Genomic DNA, 25,072 nt, shown 5'->3' with positions numbered 1-25,072 from the left:
CGTGATCGAGCGTGACGGATTCACTGCCCCGGACGGGCGGCAAATCGCGCTGTGGCGCTGGCCCGGATCGCGCGAACGCCCCACCCTGCATTGGGCCCATGCGACGGGCTTCCATAGCCAGGTTTACCGCTCGCTGCTCGACGAATTGGCTGACGATTGCAACGTGCTGGCCTGGGATATGCGGGGCCACGGGGCCAGCGCCGAGGCGGCCGATATTAAAACATTCCGCGGTTGGGAAACGTACTACGAAGACCTTGTCGCTTGGCTGGAAAGTCTGGATGAGCCTGTCTGGCTTGCGGGTCATTCGATCGGTGCCACGACCAGTATCATGGCCGCGGCCCGACGACCGGACAAGGTGCGGGGCTTGATCCTGGCGGAACCGGTGATCATGGATCCCTGGCAGGGCTGGCGATTGTGGTCGGCCAAGCTGCTACGCCAGTCACAGCGGTTTTCACTGGCCGCCGGAGCGGCACGTCGCCGCAGGGTGTTTGACTCGCGCGCCGCCGCACTGGAGAACTTTCGTGGCCGTGGTGGCTTCAGAACCTGGCCGGAAGCATGGCTGGAAAACTATGTTGAGCACGGCCTCGTGGCCCATGATGATCGTTTTCGCTTGGCCTGTACGCCGGAATGGGAAAGCACCACCTTTGCCCATACCGAACACAACCCCTGGCCCGCCGTCCGACGATTGCGGTGTCCGATGGTCGTACTGGCCGCGGAACGCGCCTCAACCTTCTCGCCAAGGGCGCGCCGGCGCCTACATGCCTTGCTACCCTCCGCCGAGTTGAACGTTCTGGCTGGAACAACCCATTTTCTGCCCATGGAGCGACCGGAAGTGGTGCGGGATGCAGTGCGACAAGCAATGCACGGTGATACCTAGAGGGTAAGGAGAAAAGCATGAAACACACAGCGGTGATCAGTGGCGTCGGCATGGTGCCGTTCGCGAAACCCGGCGCCAGCGCGCCCTACTACCAGATGGGTGCCGAGGCGGCGCGTCAGGCCCTGGCCGATGCCGGGCTGGACTACGCCAAGGTGGAGCAAGCCTAAGTGGGCTATGTCTATGGCGATTCCACCTGCGGCCAGCGAGCGCTCTATCCAATCGGCATGACCGGCATTCCCGTGATCAACGTCAACAACAATTGTTCCACCGGCTCGACCGCCCTGTTCCTGGCGCGCCAGGCGGTGGAGTCCGGCGCCGCCGACTGCGTGATCGCCCTGGGCTTCGAGCAAATGAAGCCGGGAGCGCTGGGCAGCTACTACAACGACCGGCCGACCCCCTTCGAACCCTTTGACCGGATCTGCGAGGACCTGGTGGGACAGCCCGAGGTGCCGCTGGCGATCCGCTATTTTGGCGGCGCGGGCATGGCGCACATGGACAAGTACGGCACCAAGGCGGAGACCTTCGCCAAAATACGCGCTAAGGCGAGCCGGCATGCCGCGCGCAACCCGGTGGCGCTGTTCCGCAAGGAAGTGACAGTGGAGGAAGTGATGGACTCCCCGGTGTTGATCGGCCCAATGACCCGCCTGATGGCCTGCCCGCCGACCTGCGGCGCGGCGGCGGCCATCGTCTGCTCCGAAGCCTTCGCCAGGGCCAACGCTCTCGATCACCGAGTGCGCATCCTGGCGCAGGCGATGACCACCGACACACCGAGCACGTTCGAGGCGCGCAACATGATGCAACTGGTCGGCTATGACATGACGCGCACCGCCGCCGATCAGGTTTACGAGACCGCTGGCATCGGTCCGGAGGAGCTCGACGCCGTGGAACTGCACGACTGCTTCGCCACCAACGAGCTGCTGACTTATGAAGCACTACGGCTGGCGCCGGAAGGTGGCGGCGAGCAGATGGTCGAGGACGGCGACAACACCCACGGTGGGCGCGTGGTTACCAACCCCTCGGGCGGGCTGCTTTCCAAGGGTCATCCATTGGGCGCCACCGGGTTGGCGCAATGCACCGAGCTGGTCCAACAGCTGCGAGGACAGGCCGCGGACCGCCAGGTCGAAGGCGCGCGCATTGCGCTCCAACACAATCTCGGCCTGGGCGGCGCCTGCGTGGTGACGATGTACCAGGCCACCTGAAGAGGACGAACTATGATCGACACTAAACACATCGGGCTGCGCCTGCCGACCGTCAGCTTCGAGGTCGAGAAGGGGCGGTTACGTTTTTTCGCCAAAGCCACCGGCGAAACGCGGCCCGAGTACCTCGACGAGTCTGCGGCCCGGGCAGCCGGCTACCGTAGCCTGCCGGCACCACCAACCTTTCTGATGGGCGCCGACCTCGATGCCGGAACCATGACCACGTTGCTCGAAACGCTGAACGTGCCGATCGGACGCATCCTGCACGGCGAGCAAAGCTTCACCTATCACGCGCCGGTATGTGCCGGCGACGTGCTCAGCGTCGAGTCAAAGATTAGCGACATCTACGGCAAGAAGAGCGGTGCGCTCGAATTCATCGTCAAGGATTCGCTGATCAAGGACGCGACTGGCGAGACCGTGCTCGAGGCACGCAGCGTGATCGTCGTCCGCAACCCGCAGGAGAACGCAGCATGAACGCCCCCACTCGTGACCAGGTCAAGGTCGGCCAGGCGCTTCCGCCACTCGAGCTTCCGCCCATCACGCGCGCGACGCTGGCACTGTTCGCCGGCGCCTCGGGTGACCACAACCCGATCCACATTGACATCGACTTTGCCAAGGCCTCTGGCATGCCGGACGTGTTCGCGCACGGCATGCTGCCGATGGCCTATTTGGGCCGCTTTCTGACCCAGTGGGCACCGCAGACCCGGCTGCGCCGGTTCTCGGTCCGCTTCGCCGCCATCACGCCAGTCGGCGCACGGCTGAGTTGCACCGGCAAGATCGTTGAAATCACCGAGGACGGCCACGAAACACTGGCCCGGCTCGAGATCGGCGTGGTCGATAAACAGGGTGAAGTCAAGCTCGCCGGCGACGCCCTGGTGGCGCTGGCCTGAAACACGTCCTTTCCATCACCAACAAAGCAGGACTGCGTATGAAACTTCAAGATAAAGTGGCCATCGTCAGCGGCTCAGGGCGCGGGATAGGCCGGGAAATCGCCCTCAAACTCGCCGCCGAAGGCGCCAGCGTGGTAGTCAACGATCTTGATGCCGCCCCGGCGGAGGAAACGGTCGCGGCGATCAAGGACGCCGGCGGCAGGGCCGTGGCCTGCATCGGCAGCGTGACACAGGAGGATTTTGCCGAACGCTTTGTGAACACGGCAATCGAACAGCTGGGCGGTCTGGACATCATCGTCAACAACGCCGGCTACACCTGGGACAACGTGATTCAGAAAATGAGCGATGAGCAGTGGCAGGCGATCATGGACGTGCACGCCACGGCGCCCTTTCGCATTCTGCGCGCGGCCTCCGAATACTTTCGCGTGCAGGCCAAGAAAGAAGCCGCCGGAGGGCGCGAGGTATTCCGTAAGGTGGTCAACATCGCCTCGATCGCCGGCACCGGCGGCAACGCTGGACAGGCCAACTATTCGGCCGCCAAGGCGGCGGTGATCGGCCTGACCAAGGCGATGTCCAAGGAATGGGGCAGGCTCAAGGTGAACGTCAACTGCGTGGCCTTCGGACTGATCAAAACGCGCCTCACAGAGGCGGAAGCAGGCTCTGATGCGAGCATCGATGTGGAAGGCCGCAAGATCAAGGTGGGCGTCAACCCCGATCTGCTCAAGACCATGGAGGCCATGGTGCCGCTCGGTCGCGCCGGCACGCCGGCCGAGGCCGCCGGGGCCGTCTATCTGTTTTGCACTCCGGAGTCGAACTACATCAGCGGTCAGACGCTGCTCTGTGGCGGCGGGTTCTCAATGTGAGGCCATGGACACCATGACGTTTAATCAATCACCCTGGATGGACGAAGAACTAACGCTGTTCCGCGACAACGTCCGGAAGTTCATCGCCACCGAAATCACCCCCTTCGAAGAACACTGGGACTCCCAGCAGCACGTCGAGCGCACGCTGTGGACAAGGGCAGGCGCCGCCGGCCTCCTGTGCACCGACGTGCCGGAGAAATACGGCGGGGCGGGGGGAAGCTTCGCCCATGAGGCCGTGATCCTCCAGGAGCAGGCCCGTGCCGGCAATACCAGTTGGGCCAAGGGCGTTCATGAGATCGTCAGCCACTACATCGTCAGCTGCGGCACGCCGGAGCAGAAGCATCGCTGGCTTCCCAAGCTCGCCTCCGGCGAGTGGGTGGGGGCCATTGCCATGACCGAGCCGGGCACCGGCTCGGATCTACAGGCCGTGCGCACGCGGGCCGAACGCCAAGGCGAGAACTATGTGGTCAACGGGTCGAAAACCTTCATCTCCAACGGCCATCACTGCGGCCTGCTGATCGTCGTCTGCAAGACCAATCCGGCCGAGGCCGCCAGGGGCGTCTCGCTGCTGGTCGTCGAACAGCCGGGCGAGCAGCCCGGCTTCCGCCGCGGCCGGCTTCTGCACAAGATCGGCCAGAAAGGCCAGGACACCGCTGAGTTGTTCTTCGATGATCTGCGGGTGCCGGCCGAGAACCTACTCGGCGGCGAAGAGGGCCAGGGTTTCTACCAACTTATGAACCAACTGCCACGAGAGCGCTTGATCATCGGCGTCGGCGCCATCGCTGCCGCCGAGGCGGCCCTGGAGCACACCTTGGCCTACGTGCGCGAGCGCAAGGCCTTCGGCAAGCGCCTACTCGACTTCCAGAACACGCGCTTCCGGCTCGCCGAGCGGCGCACCGAAGTGACTCTCGGCCAAGTGTTCATCGACCACTGCATCCAGCGCCTGATCGCCGGCGCACTCGACGCGGAGACGGCCTCAATGGCCAAATGGTGGTGCACACAAAAGCAGTGCGAGATCGTCGACGAGTGCCTTCAATTCTTCGGCGGCTACGGCTACATGCTCGAGTATCCCATCGCGCGCTTGTACGCCGACGCCCGGGTACAGAAGATCTACGGCGGCACAAACGAGATCATGAAGGAGCTGATTGCGCGGGGGCTCGATTGAATGCGATTCACGTCACCGGGCTTCCGTCAGCCGGATGGCGATATCGCCAGTCCCCGGGGCCGCCGCCGCTGGCGTTGACCCCACCTCGCGATAGATGCGCCCGTGGTTGACGTTCTCCATGATCAGCCGGTAACCGGCCGGATCCTATACAAGATTGACAGGTCGGTAACAGCCAGAGCGCGCAAGGCATTTCCAACAGCCCGCTAACCGTGCCGGGCGACACCTTTCCAGTATTTCTCCTCAAGCTGCTTTTTCGGCAGCTTGCCGGCCAAGTTGCGGGGCAGCTCGCCAAAGTCCACGATCTTCGGCAGCTTGAAACCGTACAACCCCTCCGTCTTGCAGTGCTCGATGATCTCCTTGCGAGTGGCCTGCTGGTGCTCTTTGAGCTCAATTACCGCCGCCGGCACCTCGCCCAGGTCCTTGTCCGGCGCCCGCACCACGGCAACGTCAAGAACCGCCGGATGCCGCTTGATAACCGTCTCGATCTCATTGGGGAAAAGATTCACCCCGCCGGAGATGATCATTTCCTTGATCCGTGAAGTCAGGTACAGAAAACCATCCTCGTCCACATAACCAATCAGACCATCGTCGTACCAGAGCTTGCCCTCGACCCCGATGTAATTCTCCTTCATCTTCTCTTCGCTGAGGCCGACATAGTTCAGCGCAAGGGCCATCGGGGAGCGCACGAGCACCTTCCCTTCCTTGCCGGGTGGGGTCCAGGTGCCGGTCTCCTCGTCATAGATCCGGCATTCCGCCGCCCGCAGCTTGCCAACGCTGTCGTAGCGCTTCGGGTTCTTCTGGTAGTCCTCGCTGGCGAGAACGCTGATCAGGCCGCTCTCCGAAGCGCCGTAGTATTCATGGAAGACATCATCCGACGCTCCCTGGCGGCGGAACAGTGCGTTGATCTCGCGCTTGACCTTGGGCGGACAAGGCGCCGCCGCGCAAATGATTACCCGCATGCTGGAAAGGTCGTATTGGGACTTCAGAGCCTCGGGCAGTGCCAGGATGCGCTCGAGCATGGTCGGGGCGACGAAGGTCCAGTTGATACGCTCGTCCTGAATAAGTTTAAGCATGAGCTCGGGATCGAACTTGCTCATGGGCACCGCAGTGCCGCCGAGAAAGAACGGCAACACCGCGATCTGTACCCCGGCATGATACAGCGGCCCCGGAATCAGCGTGCGGATGTTGTTGCTGATCGGATCCCGGATTTTGCCGATCTTGTAGAAATGAAAGGCCGATATCTGCATCAACCCCAACCGGGTCACCTCCTCCTTGGAGGCGCCCCGCCGCGCCTCGGCCGAATCCGATGTCAGCCGGTCCCGGTCGATGTTGATGTATTTCGGCGTCCCTGTGGTACCGCCGCTGTAGGTCTTTGGGGCCATGCCCAGCTTGCCGCTTGGGAGTATGGACCGGCTGTCCCGGATCAGTGACTCGTAGGCGATCATACCCTCGGGCAACTCGTCAGCATCAACCACGATGAAGTGTTCGACGGTGGCCAACTGATCACGAACCGACTGTACCGCTTCCACAAAGGCGCCCCCCAATACCAGAGCCTTTGGCGAGGCCTTGTTGATACATTCCGCCAACTCCTTGGGCTGGAGATGCCAATTGAGCATCGGCATGGGATTGTCCCTGAGCGTACAAGCCAGCATCAATTCGAACCATGGCGCGCCGTTGTGCATCACCTCGGCCACCGCCTCGCCTTCGCCGATACCCAGCCGGTGCAGGCCATTGGCCAGGCGGAGAACTCGATCCCTGAATTGACCGAAGGTGACCCGACGATCACCGTCGACAATCGCCTCACGATCTCCCCAATGCTCCCATAGAGCAAGCAAGAATTGCCGCGGAAGCTCCTGTCGCTTAAGCCGGCTACGCCACGCGGCCCGGACGCCACCAATCGCCAACGCGCCCCAACCAAACTGGCCTAAAATCTCCCTGAGGGCCGCACGGGCCTCGGGCATTGCTTTCAGCTGGGCTATAGCGGACATTTCGAAGATCTCCTGACTGGTGTTATGTTGTTATGGCAGGCGCGAGACGGGGTTGGTAACCCGCCCGTTTCCGTGGTTTCCACCGAACCGGACGCGCGCGAAGCTGGACCGCAACCCGTTCAAACTCGTCGACGATTCCGGTGTTGTCGAAACGCTTAAAAGTTCCTCCGACAGGATGCGCAGTTGCAATTAGGCCAGCCGGCTGTCTATGCAACGGTGGAAGTTTCAGCAGCACCATTTGTTCCCGACCATGGTTGTGTGACAGCAGCCTAGCGAGGTCATTTTTTGACAATACGGGGTCATTTGGAGACACCCAATGAGAGGCATGACGGCGAACCGGCTACAGGGCTCGCAATTCCTTCTTCAGAATCTTGCCCACCGGATTGCGGGGAATGGCGTTGATCAGTTTCATCTTTTCCGGCAGCTTGTAGACACTCATGCCCTGCTCCCTCAAGTAGTCGTTGATTTCCTCCAGGATCGGTGGGTTATCCTCGTCAACAGGCACCACGCAAATACAGATCCGCTCGCCCATGATCTCGTCCGGTTGGGGTATGACCGCGACGTCCCGTACCTTGCCGAAGCCCAGCACCGCGTTCTCCACCTCCACACTGGAGATATTGTAACCACCCCGAATCACGATGTCCTTCTTGCGGTCATAGAACCCTAGGTGCCTGTCATCCCGCACGATGAAAAGGTCGCCGGTGCGGAAAAAGCCGTCATAAGTGAACGAAGCCGCGGTAATATCCGGGCGCTGAAAGTAGCCCGCGAACACACCCGGGCTGCGATAGCAAAGCTCGCCGATGCCACCTGGTTCGGTTATCTCCTCATCCTCATCGCCGAGAATTTTCAGCTCGACCCCGCTGACGCCGGAAGGCCATTGGACTCCTGCCTTGCCCCACCAGGGCAGGTGATCCACCCGCATCTCCAGGTCCGGCACATCGGCCGGGCCGGCTACCAGACTGGTGCCCTCGTTCTGGCCCCAGATGTTGACGATCTCGATGCCCCAGCGGCGCTTGAACTCCTGCATCGACCAGGCCGAGGGGGGCGCCGAACCGGTGGTGATGGTCCGCACGCTGGAGAGATCCAGCTGGTCCACGTTGGGCAACTTGACAATCATGTTCAGCATTGCCGGTACCAGAATCGTGTACTCGATGTGCTCCTCGGTCAGCTGGCGCAACAGGATTTCCGGCGTAATCGGATGATGCAGCACCAGGGTGCCCCCCGCCGCCAGCCAGGGGAGGTAGTTCACCCCTACCGCCGTCATGTTCACCAGCGGTGCCACACACAGAATGCGGTCACCCTCGCGCAGGCCACAGGTGGTGAACACCAGGTTGGTCATGTACTCCCAGTTGTTGTGGCTCATGGGGCAGCCCTTGGGGTTTGACTCAGTGCCCGAAGTCCAGCACAGGGTGAAGATGTCATTGGCATCCACCGGCACCTCCGGGACCCGGCCCGGATCTCCATGGGCGATATCGGTCAGCGCCGCCAGACCAATGTAGTGCTCGAAGCCCAGCTCCTGCCCCAGGGCCCGGTAATCAAAGCCGTGGAAGCTTTCCACCGAGGCGTAGAATCTGGCGCCGGTGATCTCTTTCACATAGCCCACATCCTTGCTTCGCCATTGCAGGGGCAACGCGGAAAGCAGACCGCCGGCCTTGGCCGCCGCCAGATAGAGCATGGCCAGCTCCCAGATGTTCGGCAACTGCGCCACCAGTAGGTCGTCCTTGCCGAAGCCCCGGCGTGCCAGCTCGGCGGCGGTGGCGTCCACGGCCCGACCAAACTCGGCCCAGCTGAGCCGCTGGGGCGGTGTGCCGACCAGTTCGTCACGATTGGGGGGATCCACCACCGCTTCCCGGTCCGGGTAGGCGGCACGATTGGCGGCAAAGCGATCCAGCAGGGTTCTGTCACCCCAGTAGCCTTTATCGGAGTATTCCTCGATCAGTTCAGGTTCGTGTAAGATCATTTACCCTATTCCTCCAAGCTTATTGGCCCCAACCGAGTCCGCGCTCGCTCGCCTTGTGGTTCATGGACGGCATCCGCGAGCGGCGGGTCGGGTCTCGCCGGCGCTCACCGCCGACTCTACGGGCTTGCCGCCTCCTCCAGCGCCTGCACCGCGCGTTGCTCGGATGACGGGAGTTGTTCGGCATGGGCGACGAGCGCCCGCCAGTCAAGCTGATCGGCGGCGGCATATGTAGCAAGACGGCTCCAGGCGTTGGCGCAGTCGAGCAGGACGTCGGCGGCACGGGCAAAGGATCGATCGCCCGTGAGGCGGGCAACCTCGGCGCAGAATTCCGCTTCGAGGCGGCGGAACAAGCCACCGCCTGTGCCGGCTTTCTCGACGAAGACCGGTAAGACCCTTAGCGATGCGTTAAGCTGGTCATCAGTCAGGCTATCTCCCCAGGTGGCCAGATCGTCGACGAAGATATTGACGCCCTTCAGGCCGGAGGCGACCACACCATCGGCGGGCAGGTCCGCCGGATCGAACAGCGTCGCATCCGTGCCGCGCATATTGCGCGCCGCGCTTGCCGCTGCATCGCGCGCCACCGGCAGTAGCTCAGGCAGCCGATCAGGAAAGCGTATCGGGTAAGTCGCGTGGCGATTGGGATTGGGAAAGCCATGGGAGGCACGAGCTCGCGCCAGAGCTTTTAGGGGGACTTCCTGCACCTCCTCGCGATCGTTGTCCACCACCCGGGCGACGCCGCGCCTCTCGTCGTAGCCGATGACGACGATGTCATGACGGGTGTTGGATAAACGTACCCTGAGATACGGCAGCTCGGCGATGTCAGCCCAGATCATCACGGGACGGCCGGCGTCGATTTCGTCGGCGACCCAGCGCCAACCCTCGTCGGGATCGTCGGTTTGGCGACGCTCGGTTTCAATGCCGAGGCGGTGGCAGAAGTCGAGCTCCATGTCACCGTTGCGCCCTACCAGGTAGATGGGAGGCGTGAGCTCGGATACTCTCATATACATAAAGGACAGCCCGCCGCCGAGGCCGAACACGAGCCCCTCGCCCGGCGGCCCGTCCCAGCCAAGCCCGGCCCATTCCAACAGGTCGCGCAGTGCGCCCGAGCCGCAGTGCCCCCCCATCCGGTGGGGATAGTTGGAGATTTGCACGCTTTTCATTCCACTACTCCAGCTGTGTTCAAAGACCTGAGCCAACGCCGGTTGGCGTACCGCGAGCTCACTCCGCCGACGAGGCGCGGATCGAGGCCTTTTTTAACCACCAACCTCTGGCAACGAATAGTCCTTGAACTGCTCGCGCAATTTGGCCTTCTGTAGCTTGCCGGTCGCCCCGTGCGGCAGTTCGTCGACGAATACCACGTCATCCGGCAGCCACCATTTCGCGACCCGCTGGCTCAGATAGTCGATCACGCCCTGCTTGCCGAGCTGGCTGTCCGGCTCGCGCACCACCACCAGAAGCGGCCGCTCGTCCCATTTCGGATGATGCACCGCTATGACCGCTGCCTCGGCGATCTCGGGATGCCCCACCGCTTCGTTCTCAAGATCGATGGAACTGATCCACTCGCCTCCGGACTTGATCACGTCCTTGGTGCGGTCGACGATCTCCATGTAGCCTTCGGGATCGATCTTGGAAACATCGCCGGTGCGGAACCAGCCCTCGCTGTCGAAGGCCTTGGCGCTGGCTTCAGGGTTTTCGTAGTAGCCGCTGATGATCGCCGGGCCGCGCACCAGCAGCTCACCGAAGGACTTGCCGTCCCGCGGCAGCGCTTGACCGTCGTCGTTGACGATCTTCATCTCCACCCCGAACACCGCACGCCCCTGCTTGGCCTTGATGTCGAACTGCCGATCAAGCGGCAAATCGGCGTCCTTGGGACGGATCATCGAAACCGTGCCGATCGGACTCATCTCGGTCATGCCCCAGCCCTGCAAGCCTTCGACGCCGTACTTCTCCTGGAATTCGCGCATCATCGCCCGTGGCGCGGCCGAGCCGCCGATAAGAACACGCTTGAGCGAGGTGAACTTCTGCTCGGTCTTACGCATATGACCAAGAAGCCCGAGCCACACGGTGGGCACACCCCAGGCCTCGGTGACGCCCTCGTTATTGATCAGCTCGGCCAGGCTCTCGCCATCGAGCTTCGGCCCCGGGAAGACGATCTTCGCGCCCACCATTGGCGCGAAGTAGGGGACGCCCCAGGCGTTAACGTGGAACATCGGCACCACCGGCAGCACGGCACTCTCCTCGCCCAGATTCATTCCGGGGATGGTCAACACCGAGAAGGCGTGCAGCAGCGTCGAGCGGTGCGAGTACAACACCCCCTTGGGATTGCCGGTGGTGCCGGAGGTATAGCAGAGCGACGAAGCGGTATGCTCGTCGAACTCCGGCCAGGCCATTTCATCGGACTGCTCGCCGACCAATTCCTCGTAGCACATCACGTTGGGCAGCGAGGTTTCGGGCATATGAGCGCGGTCGGTCATGACGACATAGCCCTTCACGCCTTCAAACAGACCTTGCAACTTCTCCAGCAATGGAACGAAGGTCAGATCAAGGAAAATGTACTGATCCTTGGCGTGATTGACGATGTAGCCGAACTGCTCGACCGGCAGACGCGGATTGATTGTGTGACAGATCGCCCCAATACCGGAGACCGCGTAATACAGCTCCAAGTGCCGATAGGTGTTCCAGGCCACCGTCGCGATGCGATCCCCGGCCTGGACGCCCAGCGACTTGAGCGCGTTGGCCAACTGGCGGCTACGCTTGGCCGCATCTTCGTAGTTGTAACGGTGCAGGCCGCCTTCCGGAGTCCGGGACACGATCTCCTGCTCTGGATAGCTGGCGGCCGCGTACTCGATGATCTGGGAAATCATCAAAGGCCGGTCCATCATTAATCCACGCATCTGTCTCTCCTCAATCAGTCGATTTTCTCTGGCGGTTTCTGTCGGATGGCGTATTCGAAACCGCAACAGTCGACAGAACAAAATAGTATTTTTGAGCGCACTGGAGGCCCCGCGATTGTAATCGGGCGTGGCCAAGGCCCCGAACGCACCGGAAAGACGGCGATCTTTGCTCGCCCACACCCTCCCGAGCGCACCAACGACGGCGCCCCCAAGGAAGAAGCCCTATGTTGCTTCCCAACCAAGCGCTTGCTCAAGACCCTATCCTGCTTTAACTTCGATAGGCAAGAACAAGAGCCGCCCCAGAGCGGTCAAGGACCACTGTCCGCGCGATGTCCCGAGCCCGTGTGCTGCTCGCGAAACCGGAGCATCACGCCGCCAGTGGCCGGGCAGCTCCAAGGTGCCGAAAGTGGCCCAGATCCACGAGGACTTCCCCCGCACCGGGACCGGCAAGGCCAGAAGCGCATCATACGCACCGAACTGCGCGACTTTTCGCTGGGGCGGAAGAAGGCGGCTGGCGGCGACAACACCGTAAAACCTTAAATTTTCATTGACTGATAAGCAATTTTTCGTATTGCCTCAAAACCAAGTCCAACGCATTGTTTGTTCGACCAAACAAAACATGTCAGATGCCACCCCGAATAACAAAAAGGATGATTCCCAATGACGATAATCAGGTCTCACCATCAGTCCCGCGAACACCTTTTCTTCTCCAATGCCGGTCTTCGGGTCCGTCGTGTCTTGGCCGTTCTGATAGTCGTGCTGCTCCCATGCGAGGTAATGGCCGGAGCGGGCGATGCAGCAAGCACCTACGGCCTGGGCCCCATTCACGCCGGTTCGGCCCAGGCGTTCAGCGCTTTCCACAGCGGTGCTTGGGCCACCTACTACAACCCGGCGGCACTTGCGCGCTCGCCGGAAGGTGAACTCACAGTGGTCTTTCAGCATGGTCACCAGGAGTTACGTGCCGAATCACTTGGCGGAGCCGCACCATTCGATCGCGAAAACGATGTGCTCACGGACCAGAGTTCGGAGTTGCTGCTTCTTGGTATCAAGACCCGTGTCGCCGGCGCGGCGGACTTGGACACACCGATTTATCTTGGCATTAACGTCGGCGTGGATGAGTATGCCTCCAACGCACTGCCCTTCGCGGCCAATACCAGTCAGGAAGGCCAGTTCCTGCGTTTTGAGTCGCAACCCTTGTATCTCGCTTTTGGTGGGGCGGTTAGCAACCTCCTGCGCGGCGTTGATATCGGTGCCTCGGCAAGACTCACGCTGGCGGCCCAGGCCCGCCTTGAAGCGGTCTCCGATCTGTCCGGCAATACCGACTCCGAAGAGCTCTCTCTGGAAGCCGAACCGACATTGACGCCCTCGCTGGGCATTAACGTCAACCTGAGCGATACGCTGTGCGGTTCGAGCGCCTGCCTGCCTTTCGCGCTTAAACCGGAGCTGGCGTTGTTCTATCGAGGGGAGTCGGAGTACGACGTCAGCGTGGACGCCAACGTGGTGATTCCCGGTGTCATACCCGAGCCGGGCCTTGATCTTGCGCTGGCCACTCTCGACACGTTCCAGCCCCAGGTATACGGAATCGGATTGCTGATGCCTTTAGGTAAGTTCGAGCTGGTTGCGGCTGTAGAGCGCCAGTATTGGTCCGATCTTGAGAGTGAATTCGCCGGTGACACGGTCAGGGACCAGGCTGGGCTGCGCTTTAATGACACCACCGTTCCCCGCATCGGCGTCCGTTACACGTGGTCGGACGCTCTTAAACTTTATGGGGGTGTGGCCGTCGAGGATTCCCCACTTCAATCGACCCGGTCCCAGGATGTCAACTTTCTCGACAGCGACCGTATCGTGGTCGGTGTTGGCGCCGATTACCGCCTGAAACGCGCGCCGATAATCAATATGCCCCTTGTGATGTCCCTGGCTTATCAATACCAGCAGCTTGATGAAAGAGAGTTCAACCTCACATCCATCAACTCGCCAACCAATCCCAACCCCTACGAGACCGTTCGCGTGGATGGCGACATACACGTCATCTCGGGTTCCCTGTCACTCAAATTCTAGACCGCGATGGCGGAGCTGAATTCAGGAGAGTAGAGATGAATAAACAAATAAACATTCGGCCGCGGTACGTTTCGTTTGCCCTTTGGGTGTTCGGGCTGATGTTGATCAGTGCGTGCGGCGATGACGAAGGCAAAGTCGTCAATCCATGGCGCGCTTCGGACACACTGGTGTTCGCTTACCCCTACCCTGGCCAGCAGGAGGTGCCGACGAGCGGCAATGTCGTGCTGCGTTTCTCAACCACACTGAGTGACGAGGTGAGCGGCGATGTCGAGGACCGTCTGCGGCTCGCCGACGACGCCGGAAACGCCGTGCCCTTTACCCCGGAAGTGATCGATGGCGGCCGGGGGCTGGTACTGAAACCACGGACTTCACTGTCGCCCAATACGCATTATCGGCTGAGTGTCAGCGAGGCGGGCCTGGGGCGTATCGACGATACCGTATTCAAAAATTTTCAATTTCACACGATGGGCGCCCATGCGGGGTTCGCCGACGCCGTCGGCAGTGACGGCTTTAAGATACTTGGCATCACACCTCTGGATCCCGATCCACTGCTGGCCGGCATCGAGGATGCCAGAATAAATGATATGAGCACGCTACGCATGGTCTTCAACCGGCCGCTCGACCCGGCCACCACCGTTTATGGCAAGCAGATCACGCTTGTCGACGACCAGGGCCAGCTGATCGACGCCTCCGTGCTACTGCAGGGGCGCTATTTGATACTGGATCCGCGCCAGGACCTGGACTCGGTGGAATACACGTTAGCATTATCGGGGCTCCGCAGTCGTGATGGTTCTCTACTTCCGGAAGTCGAACGCCAGTTCACACCCACGGGCACACAGCCGCGCGAAACCACGGTCATCAAGGTCGGTTCCCTAGGCGAGCAACAGCCGGACCTGCAATCCCAGCTGACGGGAAGACCGGTCAATCAGGTGCCATTGGACAGCTTTATCATCGGTGACAGCGCCGTTACCGAACTGACGGGCTCGCTGGCCGCGGACCTGGGCTTTGTCCCAGACTTTGCCGATGCCGTCCCCCTCCGGGTGCCGGCCGGCACGGTACTGCGAGGCGCGCCGGTCGATGTCAACATTCTGGGGGAAATCCCCGCCGGTATCGATACCGGCGACCTGCAAATTACCCTTCTCAGTGACGCCAACGGCTATCTGATTCCCAATCCCTTCAGTACCGAGGCGACGGCGCCTCGCTATGCACTGCTGAGAATGGATGCGGCCATGACCGCGGAGGGAACCATCGCCAATGCCGCCCTCAGTCAGAATCTGCTCAATATCCAGGTCGTCGGTCTCGCCATTGTCGAGGATGGCAAGCTGGTGCTGGATGCGATCTCCGTGGTCGACCCCGACATTCTCGGCCTTGAAAAGGCTGGTGCCCAATTATCTTTCCGCATGGAGTCCTTCGCCGGGCAGCGAAACCCGCCAATGCCTGAGCCGGATCTACGCCCTCTGGAATTACAATCCTGGTCGCCGGGTGAGGACTTCCAGGCCAACACACGCCCGGGGGATCCGGTCATTCTGAACTTTAACAAGGCGATTGATCCCGCGTCGGCGTTTCTTGATGGCGCTATCAACGTCCAGGTTAACGGCACTTCGCTACCACCTGAAAACGTCTCGATGCGTGTCGACGGCGCCACCGTCATCCTCGAAGGCACCGGAATCGTGGAGCACAACCAGGACGTCGAAATCATACTGACCAGCCAGCTACGGGACACGGCGGGCAACCCTCTGAGCAAGGATTACACCCTTGATATGCGCCTTGACGATCTGTTTTTGCCGAATGACAACCGCGACAGCCTTCGTGCGCCCTTGGTAGCCGCTGTTTTCCCCGGATACCCCTGTGCTCTGACCGACGCCCGGCTAATCGGTGAAAGATCACAATGGCGTAACGGACGCTGCCAGGGCGGCCAGGGAAGCGACCCCCTGTTCCCCGTGGTCGGGCTTTTTCGAGAGTACCCTATACGGGTCATCTTCAACCGCCGTATAGATCCGGCAACAGTCAACGGCGACACTTTTTTCGTCGAGCGTCGCGATGCCGGTGGGGATTGGCAACCGGTGCCGGGCCACCTCGACGTGCTGGCGCAACGGGTTGAGTTTTTCCCTGACAGCCCTTGGCGAGACGGTCAGCTATATCGCTATACGTTGCGCTCGGAGTCCACCAGTCCCGACTGCGGAAACAACGCCATCTGCACACTGGACGGTGCTGCCTTGCAAACACGCCAACTGTCACAGAGCAGCGACACGGCTCCAGCGCCGCGCGAGGGAGGTCCCGATATGGTAAACCACTTTGTCGTGACCGGTGACGATCAGCGTTATACCCTCGTATCCCTGCGTTCCCTACCGACGGTCGACGTAAATGCCAATCTACAGGTCGACAATTCAGAACAAGGTGCCACCGACAACAATGGTGTCATCAAGGCGCCCGCCAACCACCTGCGGTTGGAGCTGCGGGACACCGGGGGCGTGATTACCAACGCCAACCTGGGCTGCTCAATTGGCGAGGACTGTCCGGAGAAACGCTTCGCGTTCGTCAGTACCGGCGCGTTGCAGGCCGGCCCCCGGGAATACGACTCCGCCGTCTCCATCAACCGTAGACTGATTGACGATAACCCGGACACGGATGATCGGACCACGGGCGCTGTTCGTGTTTCCGTCTTTCCAACTACGCTGACCACCACGGAGGTCTTTCTCGAAGCCAGAGCGTTAGGCCTCATCACCATTGGTCTCGAGACAGGTCCCTTGGTTCTGCGTTTACTACCCGAGGGCGATTCACCGTTTATTGAAGGCTACATCACCGAGACAGAGGACGGTCCCTGGTTCAGCACCACCTTCGACCTGTTGATAGACGCGCCTGAACTGGAACCCAGGCTGATTATTGAACTTGGGCACGATATTCGCAGCAAACGGGTTAACAACGTCACTCTCGAAGGACCGCTTCGGTTCGTCGACGATGGCAGACTGATACTCAAGGTCTCCAATCCCGACCCGCTGACCATTCCCGCCAACATCGACCTGATCGGCATCGGTCTGGCGTCGGTTGAACTTGAAGCACCTCCCTTGGGAGTGGACCTGACCTTCACGTTCCTTCCGGTGAAGGATTTTTAACGTGTTATACCCCGGCCGTTACAAACTGATCTGAAAGGGGCTGGAGAAGCATTGCCGTTGATATATTCAATCTGTAATATTGGTTGGACGACCAAATGTATTGCCGGAAGAGTTGACTATGACTGACTCTCAGACGACGACATCGTCCGCGCATTGCGGCCTTCGACGCAGTGTTCGGGTGCGATTCACTGGCAGTGAGGGGTTGAATCTGTGGGCCAGCCGCCATGGTGAAGACACGGCGCCCCCCGTATTGCTCCTGCACGGCGGCGGGCAGACCCGCCATGCCTGGTCCGACACGGCGATCGCACTGGCCGATGCCGGCTACTGCGCGTTTAGCCTGGACGCACGAGGCCACGGCGAAAGCGACTGGTCTCGAGAAGGCGACTACAGTGCCCGAGCCCTTGCAGCGGACCTCAGCGCGGTGATTCGCTCGCTACCGGCCCGGCCGGTTATCGTCGGCGCGTCCATGGGTGGCCTGACCGCTTTGCTCACGCTTGGCGAAGACACCTCCCTGGATTGCGAGGCACTGGTACTGGTCGACGTGGCGCCAAGATTGGAACCTCGGGGCGTCCGCCGGATCATCGAATTCATGCGTCATCATCAGGACGGATTCGAGACGCTGGAGCAGGTACGCGATGCTATCACCGCCTACAACCCGCGCCGCCCGCCATCAAAAGATCTCTCCGGGCTACGCAAAAACCTGCGTCAACACGGTAATGGCCGGTTTTACTGGCACTGGGACCCAGCTTTTCTCAACCACGCGAACGCGCCAACCAAGGCCGGGAGCATGTTCGACCGAGCAAGGCTGGAGCTGGCGGCCCGCCAGTTGGACGTACCGGTGCTTTTGATACGTGGCTACTACAGCGATGTTCTTAGTGACCGGGGCGCAACAGAGCTGCTCACTCTAATACCAGAGGCACGTTATGTCGTTCTGAAACAGGCCGGCCATATGGTCGCGGGAGACCGTAACAGTGTTTTTACCGAGGCGGTACTGCAATTTCTGAAAGAACGGCCAGCCGCCACTGAGCCGGAATCGTGCCGCACTGCCACTACGGAGCAACACCATGAAACACCCTTATCTTGATGTTCTGATCGTCGGTGCGGGCCTGTCGGGAATTGGCGCGGCGTGTCACTTAAAGGAAAAATGCCCCAACGTCCGTTTTGGAATCGTTGAACGACGCAAACGGATCGGAGGCACCTGGGATTTATTCCGCTATCCCGGCATCCGCTCCGATTCCGACATGTTTACCCTGGGTTATAACTTTCGGCCCTGGACCGATACCAAGATGCTTGCCGACGGCCCTTCTATCCGTCGGTATATTGACGACACCGCACGCGAATACGATGTGAAACGCCGAATCCAGTTCGGTCTGAAAGTGATCTCGCAATCCTGGCATAGCGAAAAAAAACACTGGATCGTCAAAGCCATCGACGAAGCAACCGATGAAGAGCACCAGTTCAGCACCGGCTTTGTATTCCATTGCACCGGATACTACAAATACGACTCCGGCTACACACCGGAGATTCCGGGGATCAACCAATTCCGCGGTGACGTAATCCATCCGCAACACTGGCCGGAAAACTACGATTACACTGGCAAACGGGTGGTGGTTATTGGCAGTGGCGCCACTGCCGTGACGCTGGTTCCGGCTATGGCCGACAAGGCGGATCATGTAGTGATGCTGCAGCGCTCGCCCACCTATGTAGCCACCGTGCCGGAGCAGGATCTGATATCCAGGAACCTGCGCCGCATTCTGCCGGAGATGGCCGTTTACCGGCTGGCCCGGACCCGCAATATTCTGTTGCAAAGAGCGGTATATCGACTTTCTCTGAGTAAGCCCAAGGCGATGCGACGCCTGCTTTTGGCGACAGCGCGCCGGCAGCTCGGCCCGGAGGTCGATATGCGGCATTTCCAACCCCATTACAATCCCTGGGAAGAACGCATGTGCGCCGTTCCCAAGGGTGATCTCTTCAAGGTTATCCGCGAAGGCCAGGCCTCCGTGGTCACCGACCACATCGAAGCGGTCACCGAAACCGGTATCCAATTGAAGTCCGGCGCTCATATCGACGCAGATGTTCTGATCACGGCCACTGGCCTTGATTTGCAGCTGTTCGGTGGCGCCAGATTGGAAGTCGACGGCCGTGAGGTTCATGTGGCGGATACCCTGATGTACAAGGGACTGATGCTTGAAGGGGTACCAAATATGGCCCTGGTGTTCGGTTACACCAACGCTTCTTGGACGCTGAAGGCCGATATCGCCTCTGAATTCGTCTGCCGCCTTCTGAATCACATGCGCGATATTGACGCCCGGGTGGTCACACCCGTCGATGAACAAGGGAGCAAGACCCAGATGAACTTTCTTAATTTACGTTCCGGATATGTTCTTCGCGCCAACGACCGCCTCCCTCGTCAGGGCAGCAGGACCCCCTGGCAGAATCTTGATGACTATTTGCGTGACCTGCCCGCATTACGCTATGGCAACCTCGAGGATGGCCACCTTCGTTTTGAGGGAAGTGGCATCAAGCGCGGAAGGAACCGCGTATTTCGCAAGTTACTGAGTGCCTGATCCGCCTACCTGTTGGAGCATATTATGAAACGTTTTTACGGGAAAGTCGCTGCGATTACTGGTGCCGGTTCAGGCATAGGTCGAGCGACCGCCATGCTGCTGGCGAAGAAAGGCTGCCATTTGGCTCTGTCGGACATTGACGAAAACAGTCTAAAAGACATCGCCATCGACCTGCGCGACTACCCGGTCAGAGTCACCACCCAATCAGCCTATAACGCCGCGAAATTCGCTGTTCGAGGGTTCACCGAGTCGCTGCGCGAAGAACTGGACATTGAGCGAAGCTGTGTTAGTGCAACCTGCGTGCACCCGGGCGGCGTCAAGACCAACATTGCGCGTAATAGCCGAATGGGTGATATGGAAGACATAGCCCGGGCAGCAAGGAAGAAATTACGGAACTTTTCGATCGCATCGCCCGGTCCACGCCGGAACAGGCTGCCAACGCTATCCTCCACGCGGTTCGCAAGAACCGACGTCGCGTTTTGATAGGTAATGACGCAACGATACTGGACGCCGGCCAACACCTGACGCCGGCGGGCTATCAGCGGCCCCTCGAAGCGTTCTTTCGAATGCGACAGGGGCGGCAAAAAATGTCTAGTCAATCATCGCAATAAGCAGGATCAAACTTCAAAAAGAGGGCCGAGTCATGGCTTTAAAGAAGAGAACTAGTGCAAAGACGTCCAATGTCCTGAACGGTGCGTCAGTGGGCATCCCACCCCGTCACATAGACTTCCAGTTTCCGGACACAACACCAAAGTACTTCTATGCGGACAACGCTACGGCAACCACATTCTTTGCCATGCTGTCCGGGTTCTTTCCACCCGGTGAGCGCTACTTCATGGATTCGGTGCGTTATTTTCGAAACCGTGTCACCGACAAGCAGCAGCGAGCGGCCATTTCCGGATTCATGGGGCAAGAAGCCATTCATGGTCGCGAGCATGACCGCCTTAACGAATTGCTTGCCGAGAGCGGCTTCGACATGGACACTCCGGACCGCTTCGTAAAATTCGGCCTCCGCATTCTGAAAATGTTACCGAAGAGAACCCAGCTTGCCGCCACTACTTTCATGGAACATTTTACCGCCTTGCTTGCGGAGCAGCTATTGGAAGACGAGACGTTTCAAAGTCTGGCCGACCCGGAGATGATAAAGATATGGCAATGGCATGCTCTTGAGGAGCTTGAACACAAATCTGTTGCTTATAACGTTTACGAAATCATCGGCAATAGTCACGGTGAGCGGATCGCAGCGACGGCGGCATCCCTGGTTGTGCTCTTGCCGATGTTGGGGATCACTTGGGCATGGATGCTCGCCAAGGACGGGAAGCTGGGCAGCGTCAAGGACAATGCCATTGGATTGAACGTACTGTTCGGTCCAAAGGGATTTGTCTCCGGGATTATGCGCCGCCTTCCGGAGTTCGTTGATCGACGTTACCATCCTGACAATCACGACACGCGGGCACTGGAAGATACGTGGCGACAACGCCTGTTCGCTGAAAACGGATCACTATACCGAGCTTACAGAAACCGTCCCGAGAGCGACCAAGTCAAGATGGCCTAATATCCGAATTCCGCCGCCCCAAAAGACCTGGGGACGACATTAGCACTACCGTTTGGTGGCGCTAATGTCGTCTCATCGTTGATCCTGAATGATATAACCAGCCGCTTTCTCGCCGATCATCATGCTTGCCGCGTTAGTGTTGCCACTGATCAAAGAAGGCATGACGGACGCATCAGCAACGCGCAATCCTAACACGCCCCTGACTCTTAACCGATCATCCACTACGGCCAGATCATCCACCCCCATACGGCAAGTGCCCACCGGATGATAAATAGTTTCAGCGCGCTGCCTGATATCGTCCTCAATTTGGGTATCGGTTACCACATCGCTCGCCGGTAGATCTTCTCCTCCAAAAACCTCGGCGAAAGCTTTTGTCTGGAACACCCGCCGAGCCAGTTTGACGCCCTCTCTCAGGACGCCAAGATCGTCAGCATCGGAAAGATAACAGGGATCGATGAGCGGGGCGCTGAGAGGGTTGCTATCGGCGAGACGAATCCAACCGCGGCTTTTAGGCCGCAACTGGCATACATGAATGGTGCAGCCAAAGCCTGACGTGAATTCCCTGCCATGATCGCGCAAAAATGCGGGCAGAAAATGCATCTGCACATTCGGGCGCGTCCCTTCGCCGACATTAATAAACGCACCCGCCTCAGCCGCATTGCTGGCTAGAAAGCCGCGCCGATGGCGGAAGTACTCATAAAACGCTCGCATCAAACGCGGTAGAAAGTAAGGGGAGAAGCCAATTGACTGTTTGCTACGATCGTGAATCGAAATAGTCATGTCCAGGTGGTCTTGAAGATTACACCCCACCTCTGGCCGGTCGACCAGACAATCAACGCCAACACTTTGTAAATGGTCACGGTCACCAATGCCTGAAAGCATCAGCAAATGGGGCGAGTTGATTGCCCCACCCGAAAGTACGACTTCTCGATTTGCCCGAACGGTGTGAGATGTGCCGGCCGTATCGCTATACTCGACGGCTACCGCACGTCCATTTTCGATCACTACCCGGGAAACCATTGCATTAGTCAGAATGGTCAAATTACCGCGGCTCCTCGCCGGATCAAGAAACGCCCTCGCGGCGCTCCAGCGTCGCCCATCTTTTTGCGTCACTTGGAATTGGCCGAAGCCGCGCTGCGATTCACCATTGAAATCATCGTTACGCTTTTCGCCTAGTTCTTCCCCGGCGCGAATGAACAACTCAGTCAGCGGATTAGGATCCCTGACCCCAGTGACGTTCAGCGGTCCTCCGTTACCGTGCCAGGCGTCAGGCGGATACTCCTCATTGTGCTCATGCGCGTTGAAGATGGGCCGGACATCATCCCACCCCCAACCCTTCAGCCCGCTGTCCCGCCAAGCATCGTAATCCTCAGGTTGTCCACGAATATAAACCATGGCGTTGATCGAGCTACTACCACCGAGAGTTTTTCCACGGGGCCAATAGAGCCGCCTACTGTCAAGCGCTCGTTGAACCACTGTTTGATAGCCCCAGTTACGCTTGCCCTCCCGGATCAAACCGATCATCCCGAACGGCACGTTGACAAACCCGCTGTTGTCGTGCGGACCCGCCTCCAGCAAGCAAACAGAGAATCGGCCGGACTCGCTTAGTCGGTTGGCCAGAACACAACCGGCGGATCCCGCTCCGACTACGATGAAATCATATTCATCCACGATCGAACTCCTCTCCGAGGGCGGCGACACGATCAAGATGGTAGTCACCATGGCCGTGTGTTAGGGAGCAGTGCGTCATGAGACGAAAGTAATGGCCTATATCAAGCTCTTCGGTGACCCCGATACCGCCGTGAATCTGGATCGCCTGTTGCGCGATCTTCACCCCCTTGTCGGCATAATACGCCTTGGTCGTCGAACAAGCGTGTTCCCGCTCAAGCGTATCGTCTAGATCCGCTTTGACGGAAACCATGAACAGCATTGACTCCAACTGTTGAAGATCCGTGAACATATCCACGAGGTAGTGTTGAATTACCTGGAAGCTGCCGATCGGCGCACCGAACTGCTTCCGCGTCTTTGCGTAATCAAGAGTGCGCTGATAAAGCGCACTGGCGGCGCCATACATACGCGCGCAATCGAGCGCCTGCAGCCAGGCGACCGCCTTGCTGACGGCGCGCTCCACCTTCACGCCACGAGAAAGAATCATCTCCTCGTCAATAACCACGTCATCGAACAGCACATCGGCAAGCCGGCTACCGTCCAAGCCCCGATAGCGGGTCACCTCGCAGCCTTCAAGCGGCACAAGGACCAAGGTCAGCTCATCGCCAAGCATCGCCGTCGTCAGCACCTTATTCGCGCAGCCACCATCAGGAACGAAATTCTTCCGTCCAGACAGTTTGCCACTGTTAATCGACAGGGATGGCTTCAAAATATTGTATCCGGCGTGATAGTCATAGAGCGCGCATGCCACCCTCTCATCATCATCGACAATGGATTGCAATACCTTCAATGCCCGCTCAGTACCCAGATACTCGAGAAGTTTTCCAGGACCGATCACCAGATCGACATAGGGGTCCAGACATAAGACGGCGCCAGCCTCCCTAACAATCATCGCCACGTCGATCAGATCGCCGCCATAGCCTCCGACCGACTCAGGAAACGGCAGACCAAACCAGCCTAGCTCGCGCATCAAATCCCATCGTGATGGATCGCAATGATTGAGTTGGTTGAGTTGTTGTATGTAGGTATCAAAACCATAGTGATCCTTGAGATACCGCCGTGCCGTATCGGCAACCATGGTCGTGTTGTCGGAAAGATTGAATTCCATTATGACCTCTCATAAACCTAACAGCATCTTGGCAAGCACGTTCTTCTGAATCTCGTTCGATCCGCCATAAATCGTGCAGGCACGAAGAAAATTGTACCGACGAGGGGAATGATTAAAGCTTTCATTACCCACCGCTGATGAACTATCCCAGACAAGCGACATCAACCCGCCCATCTCGACCATCGCTTGGGACATTTTCTGCTGTAGCTCGGTACCCTTGATCTTGAGACCGGAAGACTCCGGTCCAAAAGGTCTGCCCTCGTCTGTCGCGGCGACGGTCCTAAAGTTGGTGTACTCCAACGCCGTCAGTTCGACTTCCAACTCGGCCACACGTCGTCGCGCCTGTTTCTTATCGATGTAATAAGGAGCTTCGTCAATAGCCCTCTTCATGCGAGCCAATGCATAGTGACTGTCGGCAACGCCGGCGATCGTTGTGCGTTCATGCGTTAACAAAAACTTGGCGATCGTCCACCCCATACCCTCCTTCCCCACCAGATTGTCCAGCGGCACCTTGACATCGGTGAAATACACTTCGTTGAGGTGATGGTGCCCATCAATGGTATAAATGGGACGAACCTCGATACCCGGCGTGTTCATATCTATTAGCAGGAAAGAGATACCCTGTTGCTTCTTGGCATCGGGGTCGGTTCTAACAAGACAAAACATCATGTCCGCCCAATGCGCTTGGGTGGTCCAAATCTTCTGGCCATTGACCAGGTAGTGGTCCCGTTTGCGCTCGGCGCGGGTTTTAAGGGATGCGAGGTCCGATCCGGCATTGGGCTCGGAATAACCCTGGCACCAAAGCGTCTCGCCGCTCGCTATCCCGGGCAGCCATCGCTCTTTTTGTTGCGCGGATCCGAACGTGTAGATCACAGGGCCTACCATGGCGACACCGAAGGGACTTACCGGAGGCGCCCCAGCCATGGCCCTTTCAAGATCAAAAAGATAACGTTGTGTGGCGGTCCATCCCGGACCTCCGTATTGTTCAGGCCAAGTTACCGCCAGCCAACCCTGTTTACCGAGCCGTTTCTCCCATCGCTGTTGCTGCGATTTTTCCGGCATTTCGCCAAGCGCGGAAATACGACTAATCTCTTCAGGAATATTTTTCCGCATCCATGCGCGTATCGTCTTTTGAAACTCCTGCTCTTCCTGCGTAAATTGCAAATTCAT

The 25,072-nt window shown here is 59.2% G+C and carries 20 protein-coding genes; 13 read left to right on the top strand and 7 right to left on the bottom strand.

The window, feature by feature from the left end; translation table 11 throughout:
• The first annotated feature begins 1 nt into the window (after position 1).
• From HMJ39_RS14065 to HMJ39_RS14040, 7 genes are read left to right on the top strand one after another with little or no spacing between them, the layout of a single operon-like run.
• On the top strand, positions 2 to 877 hold the full coding sequence (locus HMJ39_RS14065) for an alpha/beta fold hydrolase (protein WP_232802237.1): 876 nt from the start codon (positions 2 to 4) through the stop codon (positions 875 to 877).
• Between the two features lie 17 nt (positions 878 to 894).
• Positions 895 to 1,044, top strand: coding sequence for a hypothetical protein (locus tag HMJ39_RS18965; protein WP_228462377.1), 150 nt, complete (start codon positions 895 to 897; stop codon positions 1,042 to 1,044).
• Complete coding sequence (locus HMJ39_RS14060) at positions 1,045 to 2,076, top strand: lipid-transfer protein (protein WP_256245549.1); 1,032 nt, start codon at positions 1,045 to 1,047, stop codon at positions 2,074 to 2,076.
• A 12-nt stretch (positions 2,077 to 2,088) separates the two neighbouring features.
• Complete coding sequence (locus HMJ39_RS14055) at positions 2,089 to 2,547, top strand: MaoC family dehydratase N-terminal domain-containing protein (RefSeq protein WP_014994410.1); 459 nt, start codon at positions 2,089 to 2,091, stop codon at positions 2,545 to 2,547.
• A complete protein-coding gene (locus HMJ39_RS14050; RefSeq protein ID WP_116028216.1) occupies positions 2,544 to 2,963 on the top strand; it encodes a MaoC family dehydratase in 420 nt (139 codons plus the stop codon). The genes HMJ39_RS14055 and HMJ39_RS14050 overlap by 4 nt, the downstream gene beginning before the upstream one ends.
• A gap of 38 nt (positions 2,964 to 3,001) precedes the next feature.
• Positions 3,002 to 3,826, top strand: coding sequence for an SDR family NAD(P)-dependent oxidoreductase (locus HMJ39_RS14045; RefSeq protein ID WP_161383278.1), 825 nt, complete (start codon positions 3,002 to 3,004; stop codon positions 3,824 to 3,826).
• Positions 3,827 to 3,830: 4 nt separating this feature from the next.
• Positions 3,831 to 4,991: an acyl-CoA dehydrogenase family protein gene (locus HMJ39_RS14040; RefSeq protein WP_116028218.1), complete on the top strand. Its 1,161-nt coding sequence runs from the start codon at positions 3,831 to 3,833 to the stop codon at positions 4,989 to 4,991.
• A 203-nt stretch (positions 4,992 to 5,194) separates the two neighbouring features.
• Here the strand turns inward: HMJ39_RS14040 and HMJ39_RS14035 are convergent, their stop codons facing one another.
• From HMJ39_RS14035 to HMJ39_RS14020, 4 genes are all read right to left on the bottom strand, one after another.
• Entirely contained in the window at positions 5,195 to 6,979 is a 1,785-nt protein-coding gene (locus HMJ39_RS14035; protein WP_194297786.1) for an AMP-binding protein, read from the bottom strand.
• Positions 6,980 to 7,319: 340 nt separating this feature from the next.
• A complete protein-coding gene (locus tag HMJ39_RS14030) occupies positions 7,320 to 8,939 on the bottom strand; it encodes a class I adenylate-forming enzyme family protein (RefSeq protein WP_014994405.1) in 1,620 nt (539 codons plus the stop codon).
• Between the two features lie 116 nt (positions 8,940 to 9,055).
• Positions 9,056 to 10,099, bottom strand: a complete 1,044-nt coding sequence (locus HMJ39_RS14025; RefSeq protein WP_014994404.1) for a BtrH N-terminal domain-containing protein — start codon at positions 10,097 to 10,099, stop codon at positions 9,056 to 9,058.
• A gap of 93 nt (positions 10,100 to 10,192) precedes the next feature.
• A complete protein-coding gene (locus tag HMJ39_RS14020; protein ID WP_014994403.1) occupies positions 10,193 to 11,833 on the bottom strand; it encodes a 3-(methylthio)propionyl-CoA ligase in 1,641 nt (546 codons plus the stop codon).
• A 660-nt stretch (positions 11,834 to 12,493) separates the two neighbouring features.
• Between HMJ39_RS14020 and HMJ39_RS14015 the strand changes: the two genes are divergently transcribed.
• The 6 genes from HMJ39_RS14015 to HMJ39_RS13990 all read left to right on the top strand — a co-directional run bounded on the left by HMJ39_RS14015 (position 12,494) and on the right by HMJ39_RS13990 (position 21,126).
• Positions 12,494 to 13,891, top strand: coding sequence for an OmpP1/FadL family transporter (locus HMJ39_RS14015; protein WP_228462376.1), 1,398 nt, complete (start codon positions 12,494 to 12,496; stop codon positions 13,889 to 13,891).
• 35 nt (positions 13,892 to 13,926) lie between these two features.
• A complete protein-coding gene (locus tag HMJ39_RS14010) occupies positions 13,927 to 17,004 on the top strand; it encodes an Ig-like domain-containing protein (RefSeq protein ID WP_194297785.1) in 3,078 nt (1,025 codons plus the stop codon).
• 118 nt (positions 17,005 to 17,122) lie between these two features.
• Positions 17,123 to 18,088, top strand: a complete 966-nt coding sequence (locus HMJ39_RS14005; protein ID WP_202552920.1) for an alpha/beta fold hydrolase — start codon at positions 17,123 to 17,125, stop codon at positions 18,086 to 18,088.
• Positions 18,069 to 19,571 (top strand): flavin-containing monooxygenase, encoded by a 1,503-nt coding sequence (locus HMJ39_RS14000; protein ID WP_055098671.1) that lies wholly within the window; start codon positions 18,069 to 18,071, stop codon positions 19,569 to 19,571. The genes HMJ39_RS14005 and HMJ39_RS14000 overlap by 20 nt, the downstream gene beginning before the upstream one ends.
• Before the next feature lie 24 nt (positions 19,572 to 19,595).
• On the top strand, positions 19,596 to 20,054 hold the full coding sequence (locus tag HMJ39_RS13995) for an SDR family NAD(P)-dependent oxidoreductase (protein WP_055098670.1): 459 nt from the start codon (positions 19,596 to 19,598) through the stop codon (positions 20,052 to 20,054).
• 160 nt (positions 20,055 to 20,214) lie between these two features.
• Positions 20,215 to 21,126: a metal-dependent hydrolase gene (locus tag HMJ39_RS13990; RefSeq protein WP_055098669.1), complete on the top strand. Its 912-nt coding sequence runs from the start codon at positions 20,215 to 20,217 to the stop codon at positions 21,124 to 21,126.
• Positions 21,127 to 21,198: 72 nt separating this feature from the next.
• Here HMJ39_RS13990 and HMJ39_RS13985 read toward each other — a convergent pair whose 3' ends face one another.
• The 3 genes from HMJ39_RS13985 to HMJ39_RS13975 are packed head-to-tail and all read right to left on the bottom strand — an operon-like array spanning position 21,199 to position 25,072.
• Entirely contained in the window at positions 21,199 to 22,797 is a 1,599-nt protein-coding gene (locus tag HMJ39_RS13985) for a GMC family oxidoreductase (protein ID WP_145912183.1), read from the bottom strand.
• Positions 22,790 to 23,902: an acyl-CoA dehydrogenase family protein gene (locus tag HMJ39_RS13980; protein WP_055098667.1), complete on the bottom strand. Its 1,113-nt coding sequence runs from the start codon at positions 23,900 to 23,902 to the stop codon at positions 22,790 to 22,792. The genes HMJ39_RS13985 and HMJ39_RS13980 overlap by 8 nt, the downstream gene beginning before the upstream one ends.
• A 9-nt stretch (positions 23,903 to 23,911) precedes the next feature.
• Entirely contained in the window at positions 23,912 to 25,072 is a 1,161-nt protein-coding gene (locus HMJ39_RS13975) for an acyl-CoA dehydrogenase family protein (RefSeq protein ID WP_161383276.1), read from the bottom strand.

This window comes from Alloalcanivorax profundimaris (assembly GCF_015265435.1).
Lineage (GTDB): Bacteria > Pseudomonadota > Gammaproteobacteria > Pseudomonadales > Alcanivoracaceae > Alloalcanivorax > Alloalcanivorax profundimaris.
This window is presented reverse-complemented; position numbering and strand designations above follow the sequence as displayed.